This is a genomic window from Methanosarcina barkeri 3, from assembly GCF_000970305.1.
GTDB classification, from domain to species: Archaea; Halobacteriota; Methanosarcinia; order Methanosarcinales; family Methanosarcinaceae; genus Methanosarcina; species Methanosarcina barkeri_A.
In genome coordinates, this window is the sequence record NZ_CP009517.1 from 2,808,727 (window position 1) to 2,826,321 (window position 17,595).

Sequence of the window (17,595 nt, forward strand, 5' to 3'; positions counted from 1 at the left end):
TTTATTTAATTCATTTTACCCGATTATTTTTCTGTCTTTATTTTTGACTTCCCCGCTGCCTGAAACCTGCATGTTGAACTCTTCCGGGTTCCCTCCATAGAATACATTTCCACTTCCGCTTATATTAGTGTCAAGTTTCCGGTTCGCGTAAACGTTTGCATTTCCCGAACCCCTGATACTTACTCTGGTCACCTCGGTCCTAAGTTCAGGGGCGTCAACATTTCCCGAACCTCCGATATCTATTTCGTGTGAAGAGGCATTGCCTTTCAGGAGGACATTCCCAGAACCGGAAATCAGGCTCTTCAGAGAGCTGGTATTTGTCTCCAGTTCGATATCACCTGAACCTGTGATTGCGAGATCCAAGTTTTCGGAATCAATTGGCGTAGATCCTATAATATCCCCAGAACCACTGAGGGAAAGGCTCCGGACTTTTTCCATCCCTGCATAGATCTTAATAGTTTTCTGAGGGCGGATACATTTTTTCGCACGAATTTCCAGAACTCCATTTTCTACATTGGTCTCTAGGAGGGGCAGGATGTTATCTTCTGCTTCGATTCTAAGGCTGCTGTTCCCTTGCTCTATAAATACATTTCCTGAAATACGTGAATCCAAACTGTGAAAAGGTTCAATACTGCGGGTTATAGTTTCCACATTTCCTGAGCCACGTTCGCACTCATATTCCGCACATCCGCTTTCAGCCATCACCGCAGCCAGCAACAGGATTCCCAGAAGAAAAACAGAAATCCCTGCATGCTTTGTTAAGTTCACTTTTCCTTTCATTTTCCCAATCGATATTTTTTTCCATCTTACTTTTCCTGCCCTCTCAAGCCATTTTTTCATTCCCTTCTCATTTCCGGTCATATCTCTATCTCCATCATATCTTTGTCCCTTTTCCTTTGATATCGTTCCTTTCAGGCACCCTCATATCCTGATAGAAGTGAGGAGCAGAGTCATGGAGGAATACTCATAGTATGTTTGCTTCGAGGTTTTTATTCTAGCTCATTTTGTCTCCGGGTTTTAAAGAGCGGCATAAGAACTGATGCCTTACCTCGAAGTTTTTAACTGAATAATAGTAATAGACCCTCTTAGATTCGCTACCAAACTGGAACTTATTCCTCCTTTTTTCAGACAATTAACTAAGGTATTAGTTTCTCCAAAAAAATTACTTTTTCTTTTCAGGTTAAAATCCAATTAACCTTCCTAAAAACCGCAAATTTTATTGAAAAGTACTTATAATCCTCTTCTGGCTATGTATTATGAAGGCTCCGCTTATACCACAAAACGAAGACTTAAACGAAGATTTCAAATAAAAATTGTTATCCAAAATATTAAACTTTTTGAGATGAGATCTTGCAGGCAAATACTTACAAGGAACTCTGTCCAAAATACTGTTCTTTAGCTGTACTTTTACTGGCATAACTGTAAGTTACGTCATTACAGAAAGAAAGGAATTACAAGCCTTCTCTGAATGAAGAAGTCAAGAGAGAGTTAAAACTATATTTTTAAGGGATTTTAAGGGCATATAGCCTTAAATAGGCCAGATTAAAAGTATTGAGCATTCAAATCGGATTTTAATGGAAAAGGAGCTTGGAAATTATGAAGACCAGGATAAAAAGTCCAAAACCCATCTGGATGAGTACTTTCCTACGCTCAATGGGCTCTTTTTTGGCTTTAACCGCTCCGTAGCAGACCTGCCACAATTCGATTTCGAAGGGAAAAAACAGCGGCCACAAGTAGATCCAGCTTTGCAGGTTTCCTGTTAAGTACTGATAAAAGAGAACGAAGCCGAGCATATTGAGAGTCCAGCTTAAAGAAGCAAGCCATTCTCCGAGTTTACTGTCGGATTCCATAGCCGTGGAGAAGAAAAATATCCCCATTACTAGAAGATAAAAAGGTAGAGTAAACTTTCTAGGGTTAATTTGTTTAAAAACGATAACTGCAAAGGCTGCCGCAGCAGTATAAAGACAAATACAGCGATTATTATACTGTGGTCTTTTCTCCCTGTCAGATCCTCTCCCATGCTGACCCAAACTAACAGGTTTATTCCTGAAACATTATTTATACCAATTATTATATAATTCTTTATAATTATAGTTTTTATTTCATGATTTTACTCTATAGTACGTAATTTATTATTTATTATCCGTGCACAATTATATACAAAGGGGGTTTGCAACTGGCACAGAAAATGGTTGAAAAATCTGAAGATGAATGGAAAAAAGTACTTACGCCTGAACAATATCATGTCCTGCGGCAGAAAGGCACGGAAAGACCCTTTTCCGGTAATCTGTACTATAATAAGGAAAAAGGAGTTTACACCTGTGCTGCATGCGGGCAAGAACTCTTTTCCTCGGGCACAAAGTTCGAATCCGGAACCGGTTGGCCAAGTTTTTACGATGTAATTTCCAGTGACAAGGTAAGGCTTAAAGAGGACACTAGCTATTTCATGAACAGGATAGAAGTAGTATGCTCCCGTTGCGGAAGTCATCTAGGTCATTTATTTGAAGACGGCCCTGCACCAACTGGAAAACGCTACTGCATTAACTCCGTTTCTCTTAATTTCAAGAAAGAAGGGGAAGAAGGCAAGAAAAACGAAGAAAAAGAATAAGAAGTTTTTTGTCAAGTGTTTTTTCAAAAAACTGATTCCAGGATTCGTAGATTTACATGTTTGGGAGAGGAGGGTAAGGTGAAACTTGAAGCTAGAAAAAATACACGCCGAAATAATTGGATTCCTTATCTTCTTAATTTCCTATGTTTTATTTTTTAATGTATTGCTTTCCGTTAAAGGAGTAGAGCCCTCAATTTATGTTCCAGGGACGCTCATTTTTTCCCTCTTAGGATACTGGTTGGGGGGAATCCTATATGATAAGTACTCAAGACGGAAATAAAAAGAAAGTTCATCAAAAAATAGTAAACTACAACAGTTTAATATATATCTACATAGAGATTTTACTGAACTTCGATTTTTCATAATATTTATTATAGATTATAACAATCTATTGAATAGATGTTAAAAGCAATAATTTTTGATGTGGATGGAGTGCTTGTGGACTCCATGCCTTTCCAGGCCGAAGCCTGGGTTAAAACCTTTAAGGAAGTTGGCATTAACATTACCAGGGAAGATATTTATGAGCTTGAAGGCTCAAACAACAAAAGATTAATTGAGTTAATTTTCGAAAAAGCTGGAAAAGAGCCTGAACCCTGGCATTTAGAGCAACTGCCTGAAAAGAAGCGAGAAGCCCTGGAATTTGACCGGATAAAGCCTTATGAAGGTATTATGAATTGCCTTGAGGTATTGAAACGACACTTCAAACTCGCTCTGGTCTCAGGGTCACACAATGATACAGTAAACAAAATTGTTAATAAGTATTTTTCTAACTATTTTGATGTCATAATTACCGGGAGTGACCTTGAACGTGGAAAACCGAATCCTGACCCTTACCTCAAAGCCCTTGAGAAACTTGACCTGACAAAAAATGAGTGCATAGTAATTGAAAATGCACCTCTGGGGATAACTGCCGCCAAGAGAGCAGGGCTTTATTGTGTTGCAGTTGCGAGTATGCTTGAGCCTGAAAAGATAGAACATGCAGATCTCGTGCTCGAAAACCATGCTGCCCTTTTCAAGTACCTGAAAAGCCTCATTGAAAAGTGATTATGGTTTTTCCGGATTATTTTCTTCACTCAGCCGGATTTGCAGAAGTATTGAAGAAACTGGAGAGATTTTTCACAAATTTTCCCTGTTAAAGTTTTTTCAAACATTTCTCTTACAGCGTGAGTCCCGTCCAGTTCTCTGGCAAGTCTTCGCATCTCTTGTTTTTATTTCATTATCTTCCATCTTCGACAATTTCTCGAATAAATTCTAGAACAAGTTCTAGTAAGGCCTCCTGAGGTGTAGAATAACTGAATATTAGTAAAACTGATCACCTCAAGTGACTGTTCCATATACAACCATATATAGGAGTTCTTTTTTGAAAAAACAGGCTGAAATTCAGCATTAGAAATTATTGCAAAATTGCTGAAAAAGCCTCCATCTACAAAAACTTACTATCCTAAAACTGAGTTATGTTAAGAGTTCAAAATTAAAAGAAGAAAGAGTAACATGGGAGAGTTATTTAAACTCCTCATTGATGGCACGGTTTTTAGTCTGTTCGTATATTTTTTTTGTCCCACGCTACTAACTATAGATAGTTCTCCCACATATATATGTTTTTTCTTTTTTTCTATATAATTATTAAATTGGATATATTTTTATTCCTTATGAATGTAATTTGTTCCTTATAATTAGTTTTACGATATTTAGACTTACACAACTTTATTTATTTTACGTATTAATTTATATTGTTTTTCTTTTTAATCAATTTATCAAATACCAGAATAATTCGCCCTGCATTCTCAAGCGGTTTTTTGAAAAGACTTAATTGCAAGCCTTTTCAAAAAACTGCTTGACCGCAAGCCTTTTCAAAAAAGGCTTGAGCGAAAACCCCAGTAACATTTGGATTTGAGAGCCTTATCCCCTAACCCTATAGGCGTGATCACAAGCTTTTTCAAAAAAGGCTTGACCGAAAATCACTGCTAAATCTAAAACATCGCGACGGCGTGATCAACCGGCGCAACGGTTGCGGCCCAACGGTTGCGGGTCAACGGTTGCAGCCCAACGATTGCGGTATGATCAAGTGGAGAAAGCTTGAGAGTATAAACGCTGTAAATTAAAAATGCAAGGTTCACATGCAAAGTTAAAGTGAGTTATACAGGAGCAGAGAATAGGAGGAAATAAAAATAGCACTCAAAAACAAACTAAAGACTATAAGAAACATTAAGATTTTGCTGATTTAAGACAACTTAAAAAAAAGAGAATCGGAGAGTTCGGCTTAGAAGCCGTAGTTCTCCGGCAGGAAGACTTTAACTTCACTCTTATATTTTGTAAGGCAGTCGTCCATGAACTTGTCCATGTCATCTGGAAGAGCTTCGAGAGATGCTTTTGCGTCTGCGAGTGCTTTGGCTTCGAACCTGGAGAGCTCAAGCTTGCCAGCTGCACCTTCTTCGACAATGTTGCAGCATTCAACTGCAGCATTCTTTGCTCTGAGGTAGATGTTGTCTCCGTCCTTAACAATTGCCTGACCGACTCTGTATGCGTTGTCATATGCAAGCACATAGGCCTGGGGGTCTCTGTATCTGTCGGAGAGCATGAGAAGGTCCCTGAGAATCTTTTCGTTCTTGGTTTCAAGAGCGGTGTTCATGAGGGCACAGTCGTATGCAAGGGACTCGGACCAGCACTGGACAGTTGTACCGCCGAATTCACCGTGATACTCAACAGACTCGTTGGACCAGCAGTCACAGCACTGCATAATGAGGTTACCCATTACGTCAGAGTGGGCGCAGGTTGAGGTCTTACCTTCCTGGGTCATTGGCATACCTGTGATGGCTTTGACAACGACGTTTTCATATCCGCAGTCCTTACCTGGACCAACAGCGCCGCTTTCGTATGCAACAAGGGATCTTGGAGCAGAGATTGCTCTTGCAAGGATTGCAAGGGTGTGTGCGAGGTTCTTGTCGAGCAGTCCACCGCCGATGAACATTGCGGTGTTTGCCTGGGCACAGTCTGTGTCACCTGCAGAAACAGTTCCGGTCTTCTTTGCAATTGCGGAGATGTCTGACCAGATGAGTTCCATGTCAATGGAACCGAGACAGCCGATTGCGTAGAGCATACCAGCGATGTCGTTCCTAAGAACTGCATAGTCGAATACTTCCTTACCACCCATTGATTCAACGGAAAGCAGGTCAGCACCGGCTTTTGCGCATTCTTCGAAGGCTTCGAGGAAGACAGAGTACTTGTCGCCTCTGAGCTGGAGGAAGTCCCTGTTCTCACGGATGTCACCGATTGTGTGGCGGAGTGCACACTTTATACCATATTCGTCATGGAACTCTTCCATGATGGTCTTCTGAGCGTGTGCAACTTCTGCTCCCCAGGAGGGGTTGTTGGACATCTGCTGAACGTGTTCGGTTTCGAGGATAACTGCTGGGAAACCAACCTGAACCATTCTTGACATAATGTCGGTTGTGATCCTCTCGTATTCTTTTACGAGTTTTTCTTTGGATGAACCGGCTTCAGGTCTAGGAGCGTAGTTAATTTCAGGAATTGTGTAACCTGCACCGATCTCGAGGTCGAGACCTGCCTTTACAGGATACTTGGATACGCCGAAAGTCATTTCGTCTGCGCTTGCGTATGCCATTGAAGTGTATCTTTTTGCTGCCATTTAACTCACCTCAGTGCTTGTGGAATTTATCTCTTAACGTTGCGACATCTTTGGTACCTGCGATGATTGCATCAGCAATCTTGGGGGCATCAGCGGCTTCTTCTCCATATACACCAAGTGCAAACTGAGATACGAAGTCCTGGTTAACTGCACCGCCACCGCATGCGAACGGAATCTTATATCCTTTCTCGAGGAGTTTGTCGTTAACTTCCTTGAATGCATACATTGTGGTGGTCATGAGTGCAGTACCTGTGACCATAATTGGGTTGTTTTCAGCAACTGCCTTGAGAACTTCGTCCACAGGGACGTCCCTTCCGAGGTCAACCACATTGTAACCGTTTGCCCTGAGGAGAGCGGTAACGATGTTCTTTCCGATGTCGTGAACGTCACCTTCTGCAACATGGCAGACAACAGTTCCCTTGGTTACAGGAGCAGTTTCGGAGTTTTCCTTACAGAATTCGATACCTTCGAGCATGGCGTCAGCGGACATCATGACATTTGGAAGGAAAATGATACCTTCATCATAGAGTCTTGTGACAACGCCCATACCGACCATGAGAGCGTCATCGATAAGTGCAATTGGGTCCTTGCCTGCATCGATTGCAGCCTGGAGACCTTCGATAACGTCATCTTCTTCTCCTTCGAAGATGGCTTTTGCGATCGGATAAATCAGTTCGTCCTTAGGATAGATTTCTTCTGCGGCTTCTTCAGGCGTCATTGCCTTTTCCAGAGCCACATTGTATCTGGTTAAAATCTTTTTCAGACTTGCCTCTGTAAAGTCCAACATATTTTTAAACCTCCGTCTTGGTTTTTGGCAAAAAGGTCGTTACCGTTACCGGGTCTGCAGTCCCGGATATGTTCGGTGTCGTGAGGTTCCGGCTTTACCTCCGTGAAATCATTTCTTTCGAAGGTACTCAGCCCTGGAAAATCTACAGATAATCCATTCTATAGAATTCTATCTTCAGATTATCCTCAGGATCTACCAGCGAAAGAATTTTTTCTTTTCACCGGAACTTTTCCTTTTTGATTGATTTCGTGTCTGCTAATGCTGACACGCCTTTACAGCATTATTAGGGGAGATTATCACATATACCATAACCGATGGAAATTTTTTCCCGGTTTTTATAGTGCAATATTGGGTCTAAAATTTTGAATCAATTGTGAAGCTTTTTACCCTGAAATTTTATGCGCTCATTTATCTAGAGATATTGATACTAAATTTTTGAAGTGGAATTCAATGGTACAAGGTATCTGCCTTTCAAATGAGTGAGTTATTAGAACAAGCTGTCAGAATGAGGTATTAGAGTGAGGTATTAGAGTGAGGTATTAGAGTGAGGTATTAGAGTGAGGTATTAGAGTGAGGTATTAGAGTGAGGTATTAGAGTGAGGCATTAGAGCGAGTTGTAGAACGAGGTATCAAAGTGAGGTATTAAAAGCAAGTTGTTAGAATGAGGTGTTAGAGCAAGTTGTTAGAATGAGGTATCAAAGTGAGGTATTAAAGCAAGTTGTTAGAATGAGGTATTAAAGCAAGTTACTAAAATGAATGTTAGAGTGAAGCATTAGATACGTGAAAGAGAAACATATTAGAATTCTTTAAACAATGAGATTATTCAGATAAAGCCTATCAAAAATTTCAATGATCATACTGTCCTCTTTCAGCTTTACATAACTTGATTATTCTGCTATTTAAGATACTGACAACTTCAAAGTGTATCTAACGCTACTGTTTTTAGGATAATCAGGAATTATTTTAAGACTGCTTGAATTATATTGTTAAGACGCCTTCACGTTTAAAATTATTAATCCAAACTCTTTTATATAAATGGATATATCGAATCTCAATGTATGGCACAAACGCTTCTTCCTATTCAGGTCGTACAAAGTCAGAATGAAACTCGAATTTATATCTGTCTTTGTGTGGAGATTTTAGTGTCACATGATACGTAGATTTCATATTAATATAAAAACGCGATAGAAGTGGTTTGAATGCAACATGAGTTAATAGATGTAGTATTTCGTTCCCAGAAAAGAAGAGACCTCCTTTTACTCTTGGGAGAGAAACCAAGAACAATGGAAGAAATTAAGACCCTTCTTGATGTTTCTCCCACGGCTATCTTACCCCAGATCAAAAGGCTTACAGACAGTGACCTTGTAATTCAAAAAAATGGCAACTATGAATTGACAGATATAGGAGACCAGGTCTTTAAAAAAGTCCAATCCCTTGTCAATGTCCTTACTTTACTCGAACAAGACAATTACTGGATCGAACACGATCTCAGTGGAATTCCTAAATACCTCCTCGACAGAGTAGGAGACTTAAAGGACTGCAAGCTGGTTGAACCTGATCCTAGCCAGATATTTGAGCCGAGTACGGAACTTTTGAATTTCTTCTCCTCATCACGTTATCTGATGGTATTTTCGTCTTTCTACAGGCCTGAGTTCCTTCCACTTTACACCAGGCTTGGAAGACTGGAGTCAGATGTTACCCTTATTTTCACAGAGTCAGTACTCGAAAAAATTATGCAGAATTATGAAAAGAAAGTAAGAAAACTTGCCACAATGCAAAATACCGAGCTTTTTGTCTGTAATGACGGGGTCAAGCTGGCTGAACTTATGGTCTCAGACCGTGGCATGATAATTTCTCTCTTTGACAACAACGGGAGATTTTATTATGAATACATGTCCTGCTCCGAACCTGAAGCCATAAACTGGGCAAAGGAACTAATAGAGTTTTATAAATCCAGAGCCTGGAAAATCGAGAACGAACAATATATTGATAATTTTATTAGTACAGCCGAGAGCGAAGCTCTTCAGGAATCCATGCTGTTCAGCCTTAACTGATAAACAAAGCAACAGGTTTGCAAAGTAGTTTGTAAGGCAATTTGCAAAGCAGCTTGTAAGCCAGTAGTTTATAAAGCAATTTGCAAAGTAGCCTGTAAGCCAGTTGATAAGACAGTTTGTAGAGGCATAAGTCTTCAGAATCAAACTCCAGAACCGCTTCAGAATTCCTTTTCGGAGGCTAAATTGAATGAGTACAGAACTTCAGTTAATAGACACAATTTTTTTTTCGGATAAGAGGAAAAATTTGCTTTTACTCCTGAAGGATGGGCCAAAGACAATTGAAGAAATTAAGAGGGGGCTTAAAGTTAGTTCTAGCCCCATAATGGCCCAGATCCGAATCCTGCTCAAAGAAGGAATGCTGGTGCAAAAGGGAGACAGTTATTGTCTCTCTGTAAAAGGAAAGCTTATTGTCCCAAAAATGGAACCTCTTCTTTCCACTTTCCAGGTCTTTGACGAAAACCATGACTATTGGGCAAGGCAGAACTTGCGGACTCTTCCTCCTCACTTGCTTGACCGAATTGGAGAACTTGGCAGTTGTAAGGAACTTTTACCTGAGAAAACCCATATTTTTGATTACCCTCCTGAAATTATGGACCCTCTTTACAAGTCCAGAACAGTGATGGAGATTTCTTCAATTTTCCGTCCTGGATATCCGAGTTTATATCTTGACCTTGCAAAAAGAGGGATTGAGGTTTCACTTGTTCTGGAAAGGCAAATCTATGAAAAACTGGTTTCCGATTACAGGGCAGATGTGGAAGATTTCTTGAATCTTAAAAATACATGCCTTTTTGTATGCGACCAGAAAATTGAGCTTGCTTCCAGCATTGTTACAGATCGCTTTATCTCGCTGTCCATGATCTCTAAAGAAGGAAGATACTATAACCATGAAATGATAAGTTTTGAGAAAAGCGCACTTGTATGGGGTCAAGAACTTATTAACTATTACAAAGATCTGTCCGAACAAATAACTCAAATTTAACTTTTTAATTAAATTTAATTTCTGATCAGTTTAGTTTTTGATCAGTTTAGTTTTTGATCAGTTTAGTTTTTGATCAGTTTAGTTTTTGATCAGTTTAGTTTTTGATCAGTTTAGTTTTTGATCAGTTTAGTTTTTGATCAGTTTAGTTTTTGATCAGTTTAGTTTTTGATCAGTTTAGTTTTTGATCAGTTTAGTTTTTGATCAGTTTAGTTTTCAGTCAATTTAGTCATTTTCGTTCCCAAAGCTTGAAATAACCCAAGTTCCAGCTTACTTAAGCAATGAAAAAGCAAGGTTTCCCAGCAGTCGTTGACGAAAATACTAAAATCCTGATTTTCGGGTCTCTTCCAGGAGATGTTTCTATCAGGAAACATCAATACTACGGTCACCCGGGCAACGATTTCTGGAGGCTGCTTGGCAATATTATCGGAGAAGACCTCCAGAACATGAGCTATCAAAATCGGCTTGAAACTCTGAAGCGCAATAAAATAGGACTCTGGGATGTTTTCAAAGCCGGAAAAAGGAAAGGAAGCGAGGATACAAAAATAAAGGACGAAGAAATAAACCAATTTTCAGTACTGAAAGACATGGCTCCGAACCTGAAACTTGTCCTTTTTAACGGAAAAAAATCCGGAGAATACGAACCGATTATAAAAGCAATGGGATATGAAACAAAAGTCCTCCCCTCGTCAAGCGGAGCAAATCGGCGATCTTCAAATAGTAGAAAATTAGAATGGGAAGCAGCTTTCAAGCGCTATTAGGCCATTCTTGCTTAACTATCTCCCACTCTTTTGAATATTTTTTGTTAAAGAGTGAACTTTGAATAATTTCAGTTTTTTCAGGTTATTTGACTTCTATAGCCTGTATGGGGCAAACTTCCTCACAGGCTCCGCAGTCTACACATTCTTCTTCGTCTACGACCGCACAACCTTCGTCCTCATCGATAATAATTGCTTCTACAGGACACTCTTCCACACAAGTCCCGCAGCCTGTACATTCTTCTTTCTTGACTTTTGCTGGCATCTTATTGCTCCTTTATTTTTCCAACATTTTTCATACTTTTTTTATGTATTCTATTCAGGTCAGTATTTTGAACCAGTGTTTTTAAAGCATATCCGAGATTTAGAATCTAAATTAGTCTGAAGCCCAGGTTACCCTGAACCTATTTTTAATTATGTCATTTTAAATATATAAATCTGAGCATATCGTTTTCAACCATTTTCCAGGCAAAGTTATTTCTGTTCTTTTTTCACTTGCCAATAATTCGAGTTTTTTCCAGCCGATCCAGAATTTCAAGCAACTTCTTCTTGAGCCTGTTGGCTTCTCGAATCTGCCTGAGATAAGCCTCCCATTCTTCAGTCTTTCCAATAGATTCCAGTGTCTCCTTTATTTTTCGGAGGTACAGTGATGCTTCTTCATATGAGCTTACTTTTGTTTTGGAGACCAAGTCTTCTGCAATGTTTTTCCAGATTCCGATCGCAACCTCAGGATATTTGTCCTTTACAGCATTTGCAATTTCTTCTTCCAAGGTGAATCTTCTGGTTTTTTCAGCTTCGCCTTTGCCACTTTTAAGCTCTCCATACCAGTGAATTACCTCGTCAGCATTATCTTCTTGAATAGCTATCTGTATCAACAGGTCAAGGACAGGAGGTTTAATCTTTTCTAACGATTCCGTATCCAGCAGCCCTGTTTTTGGAAGAATGCCAGGAAGGATTGAAAATTCTTCTGTAGTTTTGGGCTGATTGGCTGGCAACTTTCCACTTCTCAAATACTGGAGAGCAGCCTCTCGGATTTCCTTCCATTTTCCAATCTTTCTAGCGGCTTTTTGCATCCGAATATAGCTGGATAGTTGTGGAAACCTGAAAAACTCTTCAGTCTCAAGAGCAGCTACAAAAAGCCAGTTTTCCTCATTCTCTTTAACTTCAATAAGGATTTGCAAGAGCTCGTAGGCGGTACCAGGTTTATATTCCCTCAGTTTTTTGATTCCTCTATAAATCCATTCTTCTGCTCTCTTTTTTTGCCCGAAATCGAGCAGTTCTCTGACAAGCCTTGTATAATTACCTGTCCTTTCAGCTTCGAGTTCGGAGATCGGAATAATCTCTTCGGAAAGCCCGGCTTTTCTCAAGGCATCGATAAGCCTGTCAACAACATAATCTCGTTCCCAGGATGACTCGTACAGGATATCTGTTTCTGTTTCTGTTTCTGTTTCTGTTTCTGTTTCTGTCTCTTTTTTAATTTTCTGCAATCTGACTTTCAAGGCTTCTGCAAATAGCTTCCACTCTTCCTGAGTATGAGTTTCTCTCCAGATAGAAGGTTCATTAAGAATGCTATAATCATCTTTTAGCTCAAGTTCAAGGGCGTAAAGCATTTTCTCATGTGCAGAAAGAGAGGACTGAGATAAAGCTCTAAATACAACATCCATGCAGCCGGAAATTTGTGTTCCTACATCCCCTTCTTCATCATACTCCTCAATTTCTTTATACCTATCCATGAGCTCTTTTCCGATATCAAGTATCTCATCAGGATGACCTGAATCAAGGAGACTTTCCAGCCGAACCTGTACCTCTGAAAAATCAGGTATTTCTTCGCCTTCGTAACTCCAGAAATCAGGATGAGAGCTCTTCAATTCTCTCCAGAGCTCATCCAACTCGGAATAGATGCTCCCAATAATTCCTTCCGGATTTTTGATTGCAAGGTTCTGGCGGTCTCTCAGATACCTGCCAAGCATGTTATCTTTTTTCGCAAACGTTGTCAGTATCTCAATTAATTCCCGTTTTTCCAGTTTTTCCAGATACTCGCGGAGAACCTTTGAAGAATCTTCGGCCTCATAGGCTTCAGAAATTTCGGTTCCTACAAATCCTCTTCTGGATCTTTTAATAAGGATGTCTTCCTCAGGAACAACAGGTACATCTTCTCCCTGCTCAACACGGTCAAGATACTCAAGTACGGCTGCAACTCCGTGTTTACAGTCATGTCCGACAGGGCAGGTACAGACCGAACTTAGTTTTCCGTTTTTCAGGAAAACTTCTGTGAAATACTCTATTGTCCCCTCTACCCGAGCTACCAGACTACCTGAGTATGTGCATTTTATTTCTTTTACCCGCTCCTCTTCCTGGTATTTGATCCCCTTTGCAGTTGCTTTCCCTCCGGCCCAATCCTGGAGATCACTCCATTTAAGTTCCTTGAAGGTCCGGGTAGTTTTGCTTTCTTCTGGCATATATGAGTATTTATATAAAAGGGATATAAAAGTAAACGTATAGTCTCTATGATATAATTCAGTGTTTTGGAGATCCAATTGCAAGTCACATTGCTGAGGACGAAACCTTGTTCCGGATGTTAACTGCTTAGCTAGTGTAGAGTTGCTGAAACTAGACTTGAAATTAGAACGAAGTCAGAAACCTGACTTAGTTTTCAACTCGCATTGGTTTTTTCCTTTGAGTTTTCCAGGAAAACATATATTATGCCACTATGAATTATAAAATATACTCCGGTTTCTGCATCATAGATTACGCGTTCATTCATATCAACAGCAGCATCTACAAGCTCCTGGAGAGAAGATATCTCAACTCTAATAAGGAAATTTATATTTTCGGGAAGTTTACCTTTGCTGACAAGTTCCTTAAAAGGTAAACGTCTTTGTTCTATTTCCAACTTCTCGATATATGATGACTCAGTCTTTTTCATCTTTCTGCAGGAGAGAATAGTCCCTACAAGAACTATACTGAGCAGAAAAATAGGTAGTGGTTTTTTAATGCTTGACAGTGACGAGTCTTTCTGGACTCTAATCTTTTTATATAAAGCAGTACTTTCATTAAACTCCAGTTCTTCAGGCATCTGATAGTATGAAGAACCCATCACTAACGGTATAGCAAAATCTTTTGTGTTGTTGACATATTTTCCGTTAACTTGTCCTTCACAGTTGACACGAGTTATGATTTCTACTGTTGCCCCCTGTGGGTACTTGAGCTGGTCCTGCACACCTTTGACCATTGACTGTATTTCGGATACATTAATGGAAAATTTTTCGGTGATAGGCTCGTCATTTTCAATATCAACCGCTCTTTTAGACTTCAAAGGAAATTCTTTTTGCCAGAAGATTGTGTCTTCTTTTCCTTCTTCCTCAGCTACTTCTTTACTGGTTGCAACAATGACTGTCTCTCTTTTTACGCTGATATTAGCAGAATCCGTAGCTTTAAGGCGGTATGTGAACGAAACATCAACAGTAGGGGATACTGCAAAAAAATACGCAGGCTTTCCCATTTCAAGTACAGTTCCGGTTGTATAAAGGGGATTAGACTTCGTTACAGGCGCTGTATAAGTGTACGAGCCATACTGCGTATAGGAAGAAACTATTTTCTCCCTTTCTTCGTAAGCGTCCCCTGCATATGCTTCATAAGTCCAGAGCCCGGAAAAAATCATAATTACTCCGAATATAAGGATGAGTATTCGAAACCTATCAATTACTGAATTTTTAAGCTTAAGGAGTGCAATCTTCAGAATCTTACCCCCATTTTTCCCTTATAGTGTAGTATTTGAACATTTAAATCTTTTGTTGAGTGTTGAGTGTTGGATGGTATCTATTACCTAGATAATTTATTGGTTGAAGGTAAAAAATAGAGAAACGATAGACATAGAGGTGATAAACATAAAGATGATAGACATAGAGGTGATAAACATAGAGATGATAGACATAGAGGTGATAGACATAGAGATGATAGACATAGGAGTGATAAACATAGAGATGATAGACACATAGAGGTGATAAACATAGAGATGATAGACATAGGAGTGATAAACATAAGATAGACATAGAGGCGATAAACATAAAAATGATAGACATAGGAGTGATAAACATAAAAATGATAGACATAGAGTTGGGTTTAGCCGCGGTTGGTTCTTCTCGTAAGTTTATCCCAGGTTGAGAGTCCTCTTACTCTGTGCAAGCAGCCAATGAATCAAGATCTTTTTTCTATGCGATCTAGCTCCCAATTTTCGGCACCAAAAGGGAGACAGAAGCAATGTAAAGGCTGATACATAAAGCAAGATACCGAAAGCAGTAGGGAGATAAGGACTTATTTCCGCAAGCTCAGTTATCCAGAAAACCGGCAATATATAAGGTACTGTACTCAATTTTGCAGGGGTATTTCCAGGTGCAATAACCAGAGTTGAGTTGGCTGGAGGAATAACTCCGTACCAGTGCTCAATAGCAAACTTTTGCTCCGGATTATCGGGTGTGAAAACATACACAGATGGTAGAATTCCAGAGTTTTCTACTTTGTACTCTTTCTCCAGGACTACAGGTCCATTTCCTTCCAGATTTTGCAAGAATATGCCTGTAAAAACAAACCCACTTATAAAAATAAGCGCAGCCAACCGTATTCCGTCGAGTACATAAGAAGTGCGCCTGGCAACTTTTTTCTGCTCTCGTTCGAATTTTCGAGCTCGAGCTGGAGAGCTGTACTTAAGAATATTCTTTGATTCATCGAGGATTATCAGGCCTGCAGGCAGAATAACAGTCAGGAAAAACAGATTCGTATTTTTGGAGGCTTCAGGCAAATGTCCGGCAAATGGAATAACAAAAGTCAGTTTTCCCACAACATCGGATGCAGGGACTTTAAAGTCATCTATTTCCTCATTTGCATCCCCCTTCGTCTGGAAGACACGTTCTTTTCCTTCCTGTATATTTACAATCCTGTGCGTTACAAGACTGTCAGCTTTCTCTCCAGTACCCCGGAAAACTACAACATCCCCTACCGTAAGTTCATCCGTACTGATCGATTTTGCAACTATCATATCTCCTGGCAGTACTAGCGGCGTCATACTCCCGCTCAGCACAATCAGGGCTTGCGATGAACCTGTAAAAAATGGAATTAAGGAATTGACAAGAAACACTGCAATCAGAAAGATAATTGTAGCCTGTATAATTTCTCTCTTCTTCATGTTTCATTTTCACCCGCTAATTCTCAAGAGGAGTTTCCTGTGTGCCAGGGTTCTTTTCTTCAGTATCTATTACAGAAGTGTCCGAACCCTGACTTTCCATAGTGCCTGTCACAGATTCCTGGCTATCTACAGACCCTTCCTATGTTTGACTATCTTCCAGTTTTCGACTATCTTCATGTGCTTGACCATCTTCTATGTCTATTACAGGTGATTCCTGTTCTACAGGTGACTCCTGTTCTTTCTGGCCCTCTTCATCTTGCCTCTCTTCTACATCCGTTACGGAAATTTTCTGGCCATCATAGCCCTCTTCTTCGGAGTCTTCAACAGCTGGTTCCTTTGCATCCTGGCTCTCTTCTTTAGTATCGATTGTAGAAGCTTCTGGAGTATTCTGATTTTCTTCTTCATTTGTTACAGGTTCCTGACGGTCTACAGATTCTGCCTGCGTTTGACTATCTTCTGCTTCTGTCAAAGGTACTTCCTGCTCAACTTCCTGTTCGTTCTGACTGGACTCTTGATTCGTCTTAGAGATTTCCGTAACATCCGAATGATATTTCGGACCCGTTACAAAACTCTTCACAGATCCATCGTTCATAACAATGTTAATGGTGAACGGAGACAGATTCGAAACACTGCTGTCAAAACAGAGATCAAGTTTTGCAGAGGATCCGGCTTCAAGCAGATAATCCTCCCCATCCACAATTTCCCCTACTGACCGGCTACCGCTAAAGAACTCGTTCCCGTCTATGCCTATACTCGTTATATGGCTTGAACCCTCTAGAGTAGAGTCCCACCATACCTGAAACTTATCAATAGTCACATTCTGGGTATCACTTACATCAAGAGTGATTCCTTGAAGTTTTTCGCCGTTTCCGGTGAGTTTGCTGTCGGATACAACAAGGAAGCTGGATTCGTTGTTCCACGTACCTCCCTTTATTGTGTTTCCGGTACTGTACTCCATGTCACTGAAGTAAGCAAAGGTATTGTCTGTCAAACAGGCGAATGTAATTTCAGATAAAACGAGAGGGGTTAACATCATGCCAAAAAGTATTATTTTATCGAACGCCCTCATGTTTATCCCCCTTTATCTTCCTTAATTTATTTATCTCTCTATTAATCGAATAATCTCACGTAACTCATGCACGATCAGTGTCAGTGCAGGGAAGATTACAAGCAATAAGAGTCCCTTAGAAGTTCCTGCAAAGTGAACAAGTTCACCCAGGTATGGGATCTTGAAATACATAACTCCTATCACGTCTTCAGGAGTGACAATGTAGCCGTCTGCCTTTGTGTATGCGTCCCCTTTTGTCCTGTACCCCCCGATCTCCACTCCCACTATCCGGTGTGTGACTATAAATCTCTGATTTTCTTCAAATGTATGATAATAAGACACTATATCCCCAACCACAGGCTGCGTTTTTGTAGTGTCAACCACAATTATATCACTGGATGTTATTGTGGGCTCCATACTGCTTCCTGTCACAGTCATGAACTTGACTGGACCTGTAGGAACCATGGTTGCAACTATAGGTACAAGGATGACGATAAATATCAACCCGATAAAAAACTTTATTATTTTCATATACT

General features: G+C 40.0%; 16 protein-coding genes. 6 read left to right on the forward strand and 10 right to left on the reverse strand.

Features of this window, described 5'->3' with window-relative positions:
- Positions 1 to 15: 15 nt before the first annotated feature.
- Positions 16 to 861 (reverse strand): head GIN domain-containing protein, encoded by an 846-nt coding sequence (locus tag MSBR3_RS11265; protein ID WP_048108208.1) that lies wholly within the window; start codon positions 859 to 861, stop codon positions 16 to 18.
- A gap of 710 nt (positions 862 to 1,571) precedes the next feature.
- Positions 1,572 to 2,030 carry a hypothetical protein gene (locus tag MSBR3_RS11270; RefSeq protein ID WP_048108210.1) on the reverse strand — a complete coding sequence of 153 codons (459 nt, stop codon included), beginning with the start codon at positions 2,028 to 2,030 and terminating at the stop codon, positions 1,572 to 1,574.
- Positions 2,031 to 2,176: 146 nt separating this feature from the next.
- Between MSBR3_RS11270 and msrB the strand changes: the two genes are divergently transcribed.
- A complete protein-coding gene (gene msrB, locus MSBR3_RS11275) occupies positions 2,177 to 2,608 on the forward strand; it encodes a peptide-methionine (R)-S-oxide reductase MsrB (RefSeq protein ID WP_048110398.1) in 432 nt (143 codons plus the stop codon).
- Positions 2,609 to 3,007: 399 nt separating this feature from the next.
- Positions 3,008 to 3,652: an HAD family hydrolase gene (locus tag MSBR3_RS11280; protein ID WP_048108212.1), complete on the forward strand. Its 645-nt coding sequence runs from the start codon at positions 3,008 to 3,010 to the stop codon at positions 3,650 to 3,652.
- A gap of 1,216 nt (positions 3,653 to 4,868) precedes the next feature.
- On the opposite strand, the gene mtaB is transcribed toward MSBR3_RS11280, so the two are convergent.
- Together mtaB and mtaC are read right to left on the reverse strand one after the other, a co-directional pair.
- On the reverse strand, positions 4,869 to 6,254 hold the full coding sequence (gene mtaB / locus MSBR3_RS11285; protein WP_048108214.1) for a methanol--corrinoid protein co-methyltransferase MtaB: 1,386 nt from the start codon (positions 6,252 to 6,254) through the stop codon (positions 4,869 to 4,871).
- A 10-nt stretch (positions 6,255 to 6,264) separates the two neighbouring features.
- Positions 6,265 to 7,041 carry a methanol--corrinoid protein MtaC gene (gene mtaC, locus MSBR3_RS11290; RefSeq protein WP_048108215.1) on the reverse strand — a complete coding sequence of 259 codons (777 nt, stop codon included), beginning with the start codon at positions 7,039 to 7,041 and terminating at the stop codon, positions 6,265 to 6,267.
- A gap of 17 nt (positions 7,042 to 7,058) precedes the next feature.
- On the opposite strand from mtaC, the gene MSBR3_RS21470 reads away from it, so the two are divergent.
- From MSBR3_RS21470 to MSBR3_RS11305, 4 genes are all read left to right on the forward strand, one after another.
- The gene (locus MSBR3_RS21470) at positions 7,059 to 7,193 is read left to right on the forward strand and encodes a hypothetical protein (protein WP_268989079.1); all 135 of its coding nucleotides are present in this window, start codon (positions 7,059 to 7,061) and stop codon (positions 7,191 to 7,193) included.
- Between the two features lie 1,047 nt (positions 7,194 to 8,240).
- Positions 8,241 to 9,095, forward strand: coding sequence for a helix-turn-helix transcriptional regulator (locus tag MSBR3_RS11295; RefSeq protein ID WP_196296945.1), 855 nt, complete (start codon positions 8,241 to 8,243; stop codon positions 9,093 to 9,095).
- A gap of 187 nt (positions 9,096 to 9,282) precedes the next feature.
- Positions 9,283 to 10,074 carry a helix-turn-helix transcriptional regulator gene (locus MSBR3_RS11300; RefSeq protein WP_048108216.1) on the forward strand — a complete coding sequence of 264 codons (792 nt, stop codon included), beginning with the start codon at positions 9,283 to 9,285 and terminating at the stop codon, positions 10,072 to 10,074.
- A gap of 278 nt (positions 10,075 to 10,352) precedes the next feature.
- On the forward strand, positions 10,353 to 10,832 hold the full coding sequence (locus MSBR3_RS11305) for a DNA-deoxyinosine glycosylase (RefSeq protein ID WP_048108217.1): 480 nt from the start codon (positions 10,353 to 10,355) through the stop codon (positions 10,830 to 10,832).
- 82 nt (positions 10,833 to 10,914) lie between these two features.
- On the opposite strand, the gene MSBR3_RS11310 is transcribed toward MSBR3_RS11305, so the two are convergent.
- From MSBR3_RS11310 to MSBR3_RS11335, 6 genes are all read right to left on the reverse strand, one after another.
- Positions 10,915 to 11,094, reverse strand: a complete 180-nt coding sequence (locus MSBR3_RS11310; RefSeq protein ID WP_048108218.1) for an indolepyruvate ferredoxin oxidoreductase subunit alpha — start codon at positions 11,092 to 11,094, stop codon at positions 10,915 to 10,917.
- Between the two features lie 226 nt (positions 11,095 to 11,320).
- Positions 11,321 to 13,288: an SWIM zinc finger family protein gene (locus MSBR3_RS11315; RefSeq protein WP_048108219.1), complete on the reverse strand. Its 1,968-nt coding sequence runs from the start codon at positions 13,286 to 13,288 to the stop codon at positions 11,321 to 11,323.
- A gap of 194 nt (positions 13,289 to 13,482) precedes the next feature.
- Positions 13,483 to 14,490, reverse strand: a complete 1,008-nt coding sequence (locus MSBR3_RS11320) for a DUF5305 domain-containing protein (protein WP_048108220.1) — start codon at positions 14,488 to 14,490, stop codon at positions 13,483 to 13,485.
- Positions 14,491 to 14,979: 489 nt separating this feature from the next.
- Positions 14,980 to 16,011, reverse strand: coding sequence for a signal peptidase I (locus MSBR3_RS18975; protein WP_052723377.1), 1,032 nt, complete (start codon positions 16,009 to 16,011; stop codon positions 14,980 to 14,982).
- A 139-nt stretch (positions 16,012 to 16,150) separates the two neighbouring features.
- On the reverse strand, positions 16,151 to 17,080 hold the full coding sequence (locus MSBR3_RS11330; RefSeq protein WP_048108221.1) for a hypothetical protein: 930 nt from the start codon (positions 17,078 to 17,080) through the stop codon (positions 16,151 to 16,153).
- A 30-nt stretch (positions 17,081 to 17,110) separates the two neighbouring features.
- Entirely contained in the window at positions 17,111 to 17,590 is a 480-nt protein-coding gene (locus MSBR3_RS11335) for a signal peptidase I (RefSeq protein ID WP_080942284.1), read from the reverse strand.
- Positions 17,591 to 17,595 lie beyond the last annotated feature (5 nt).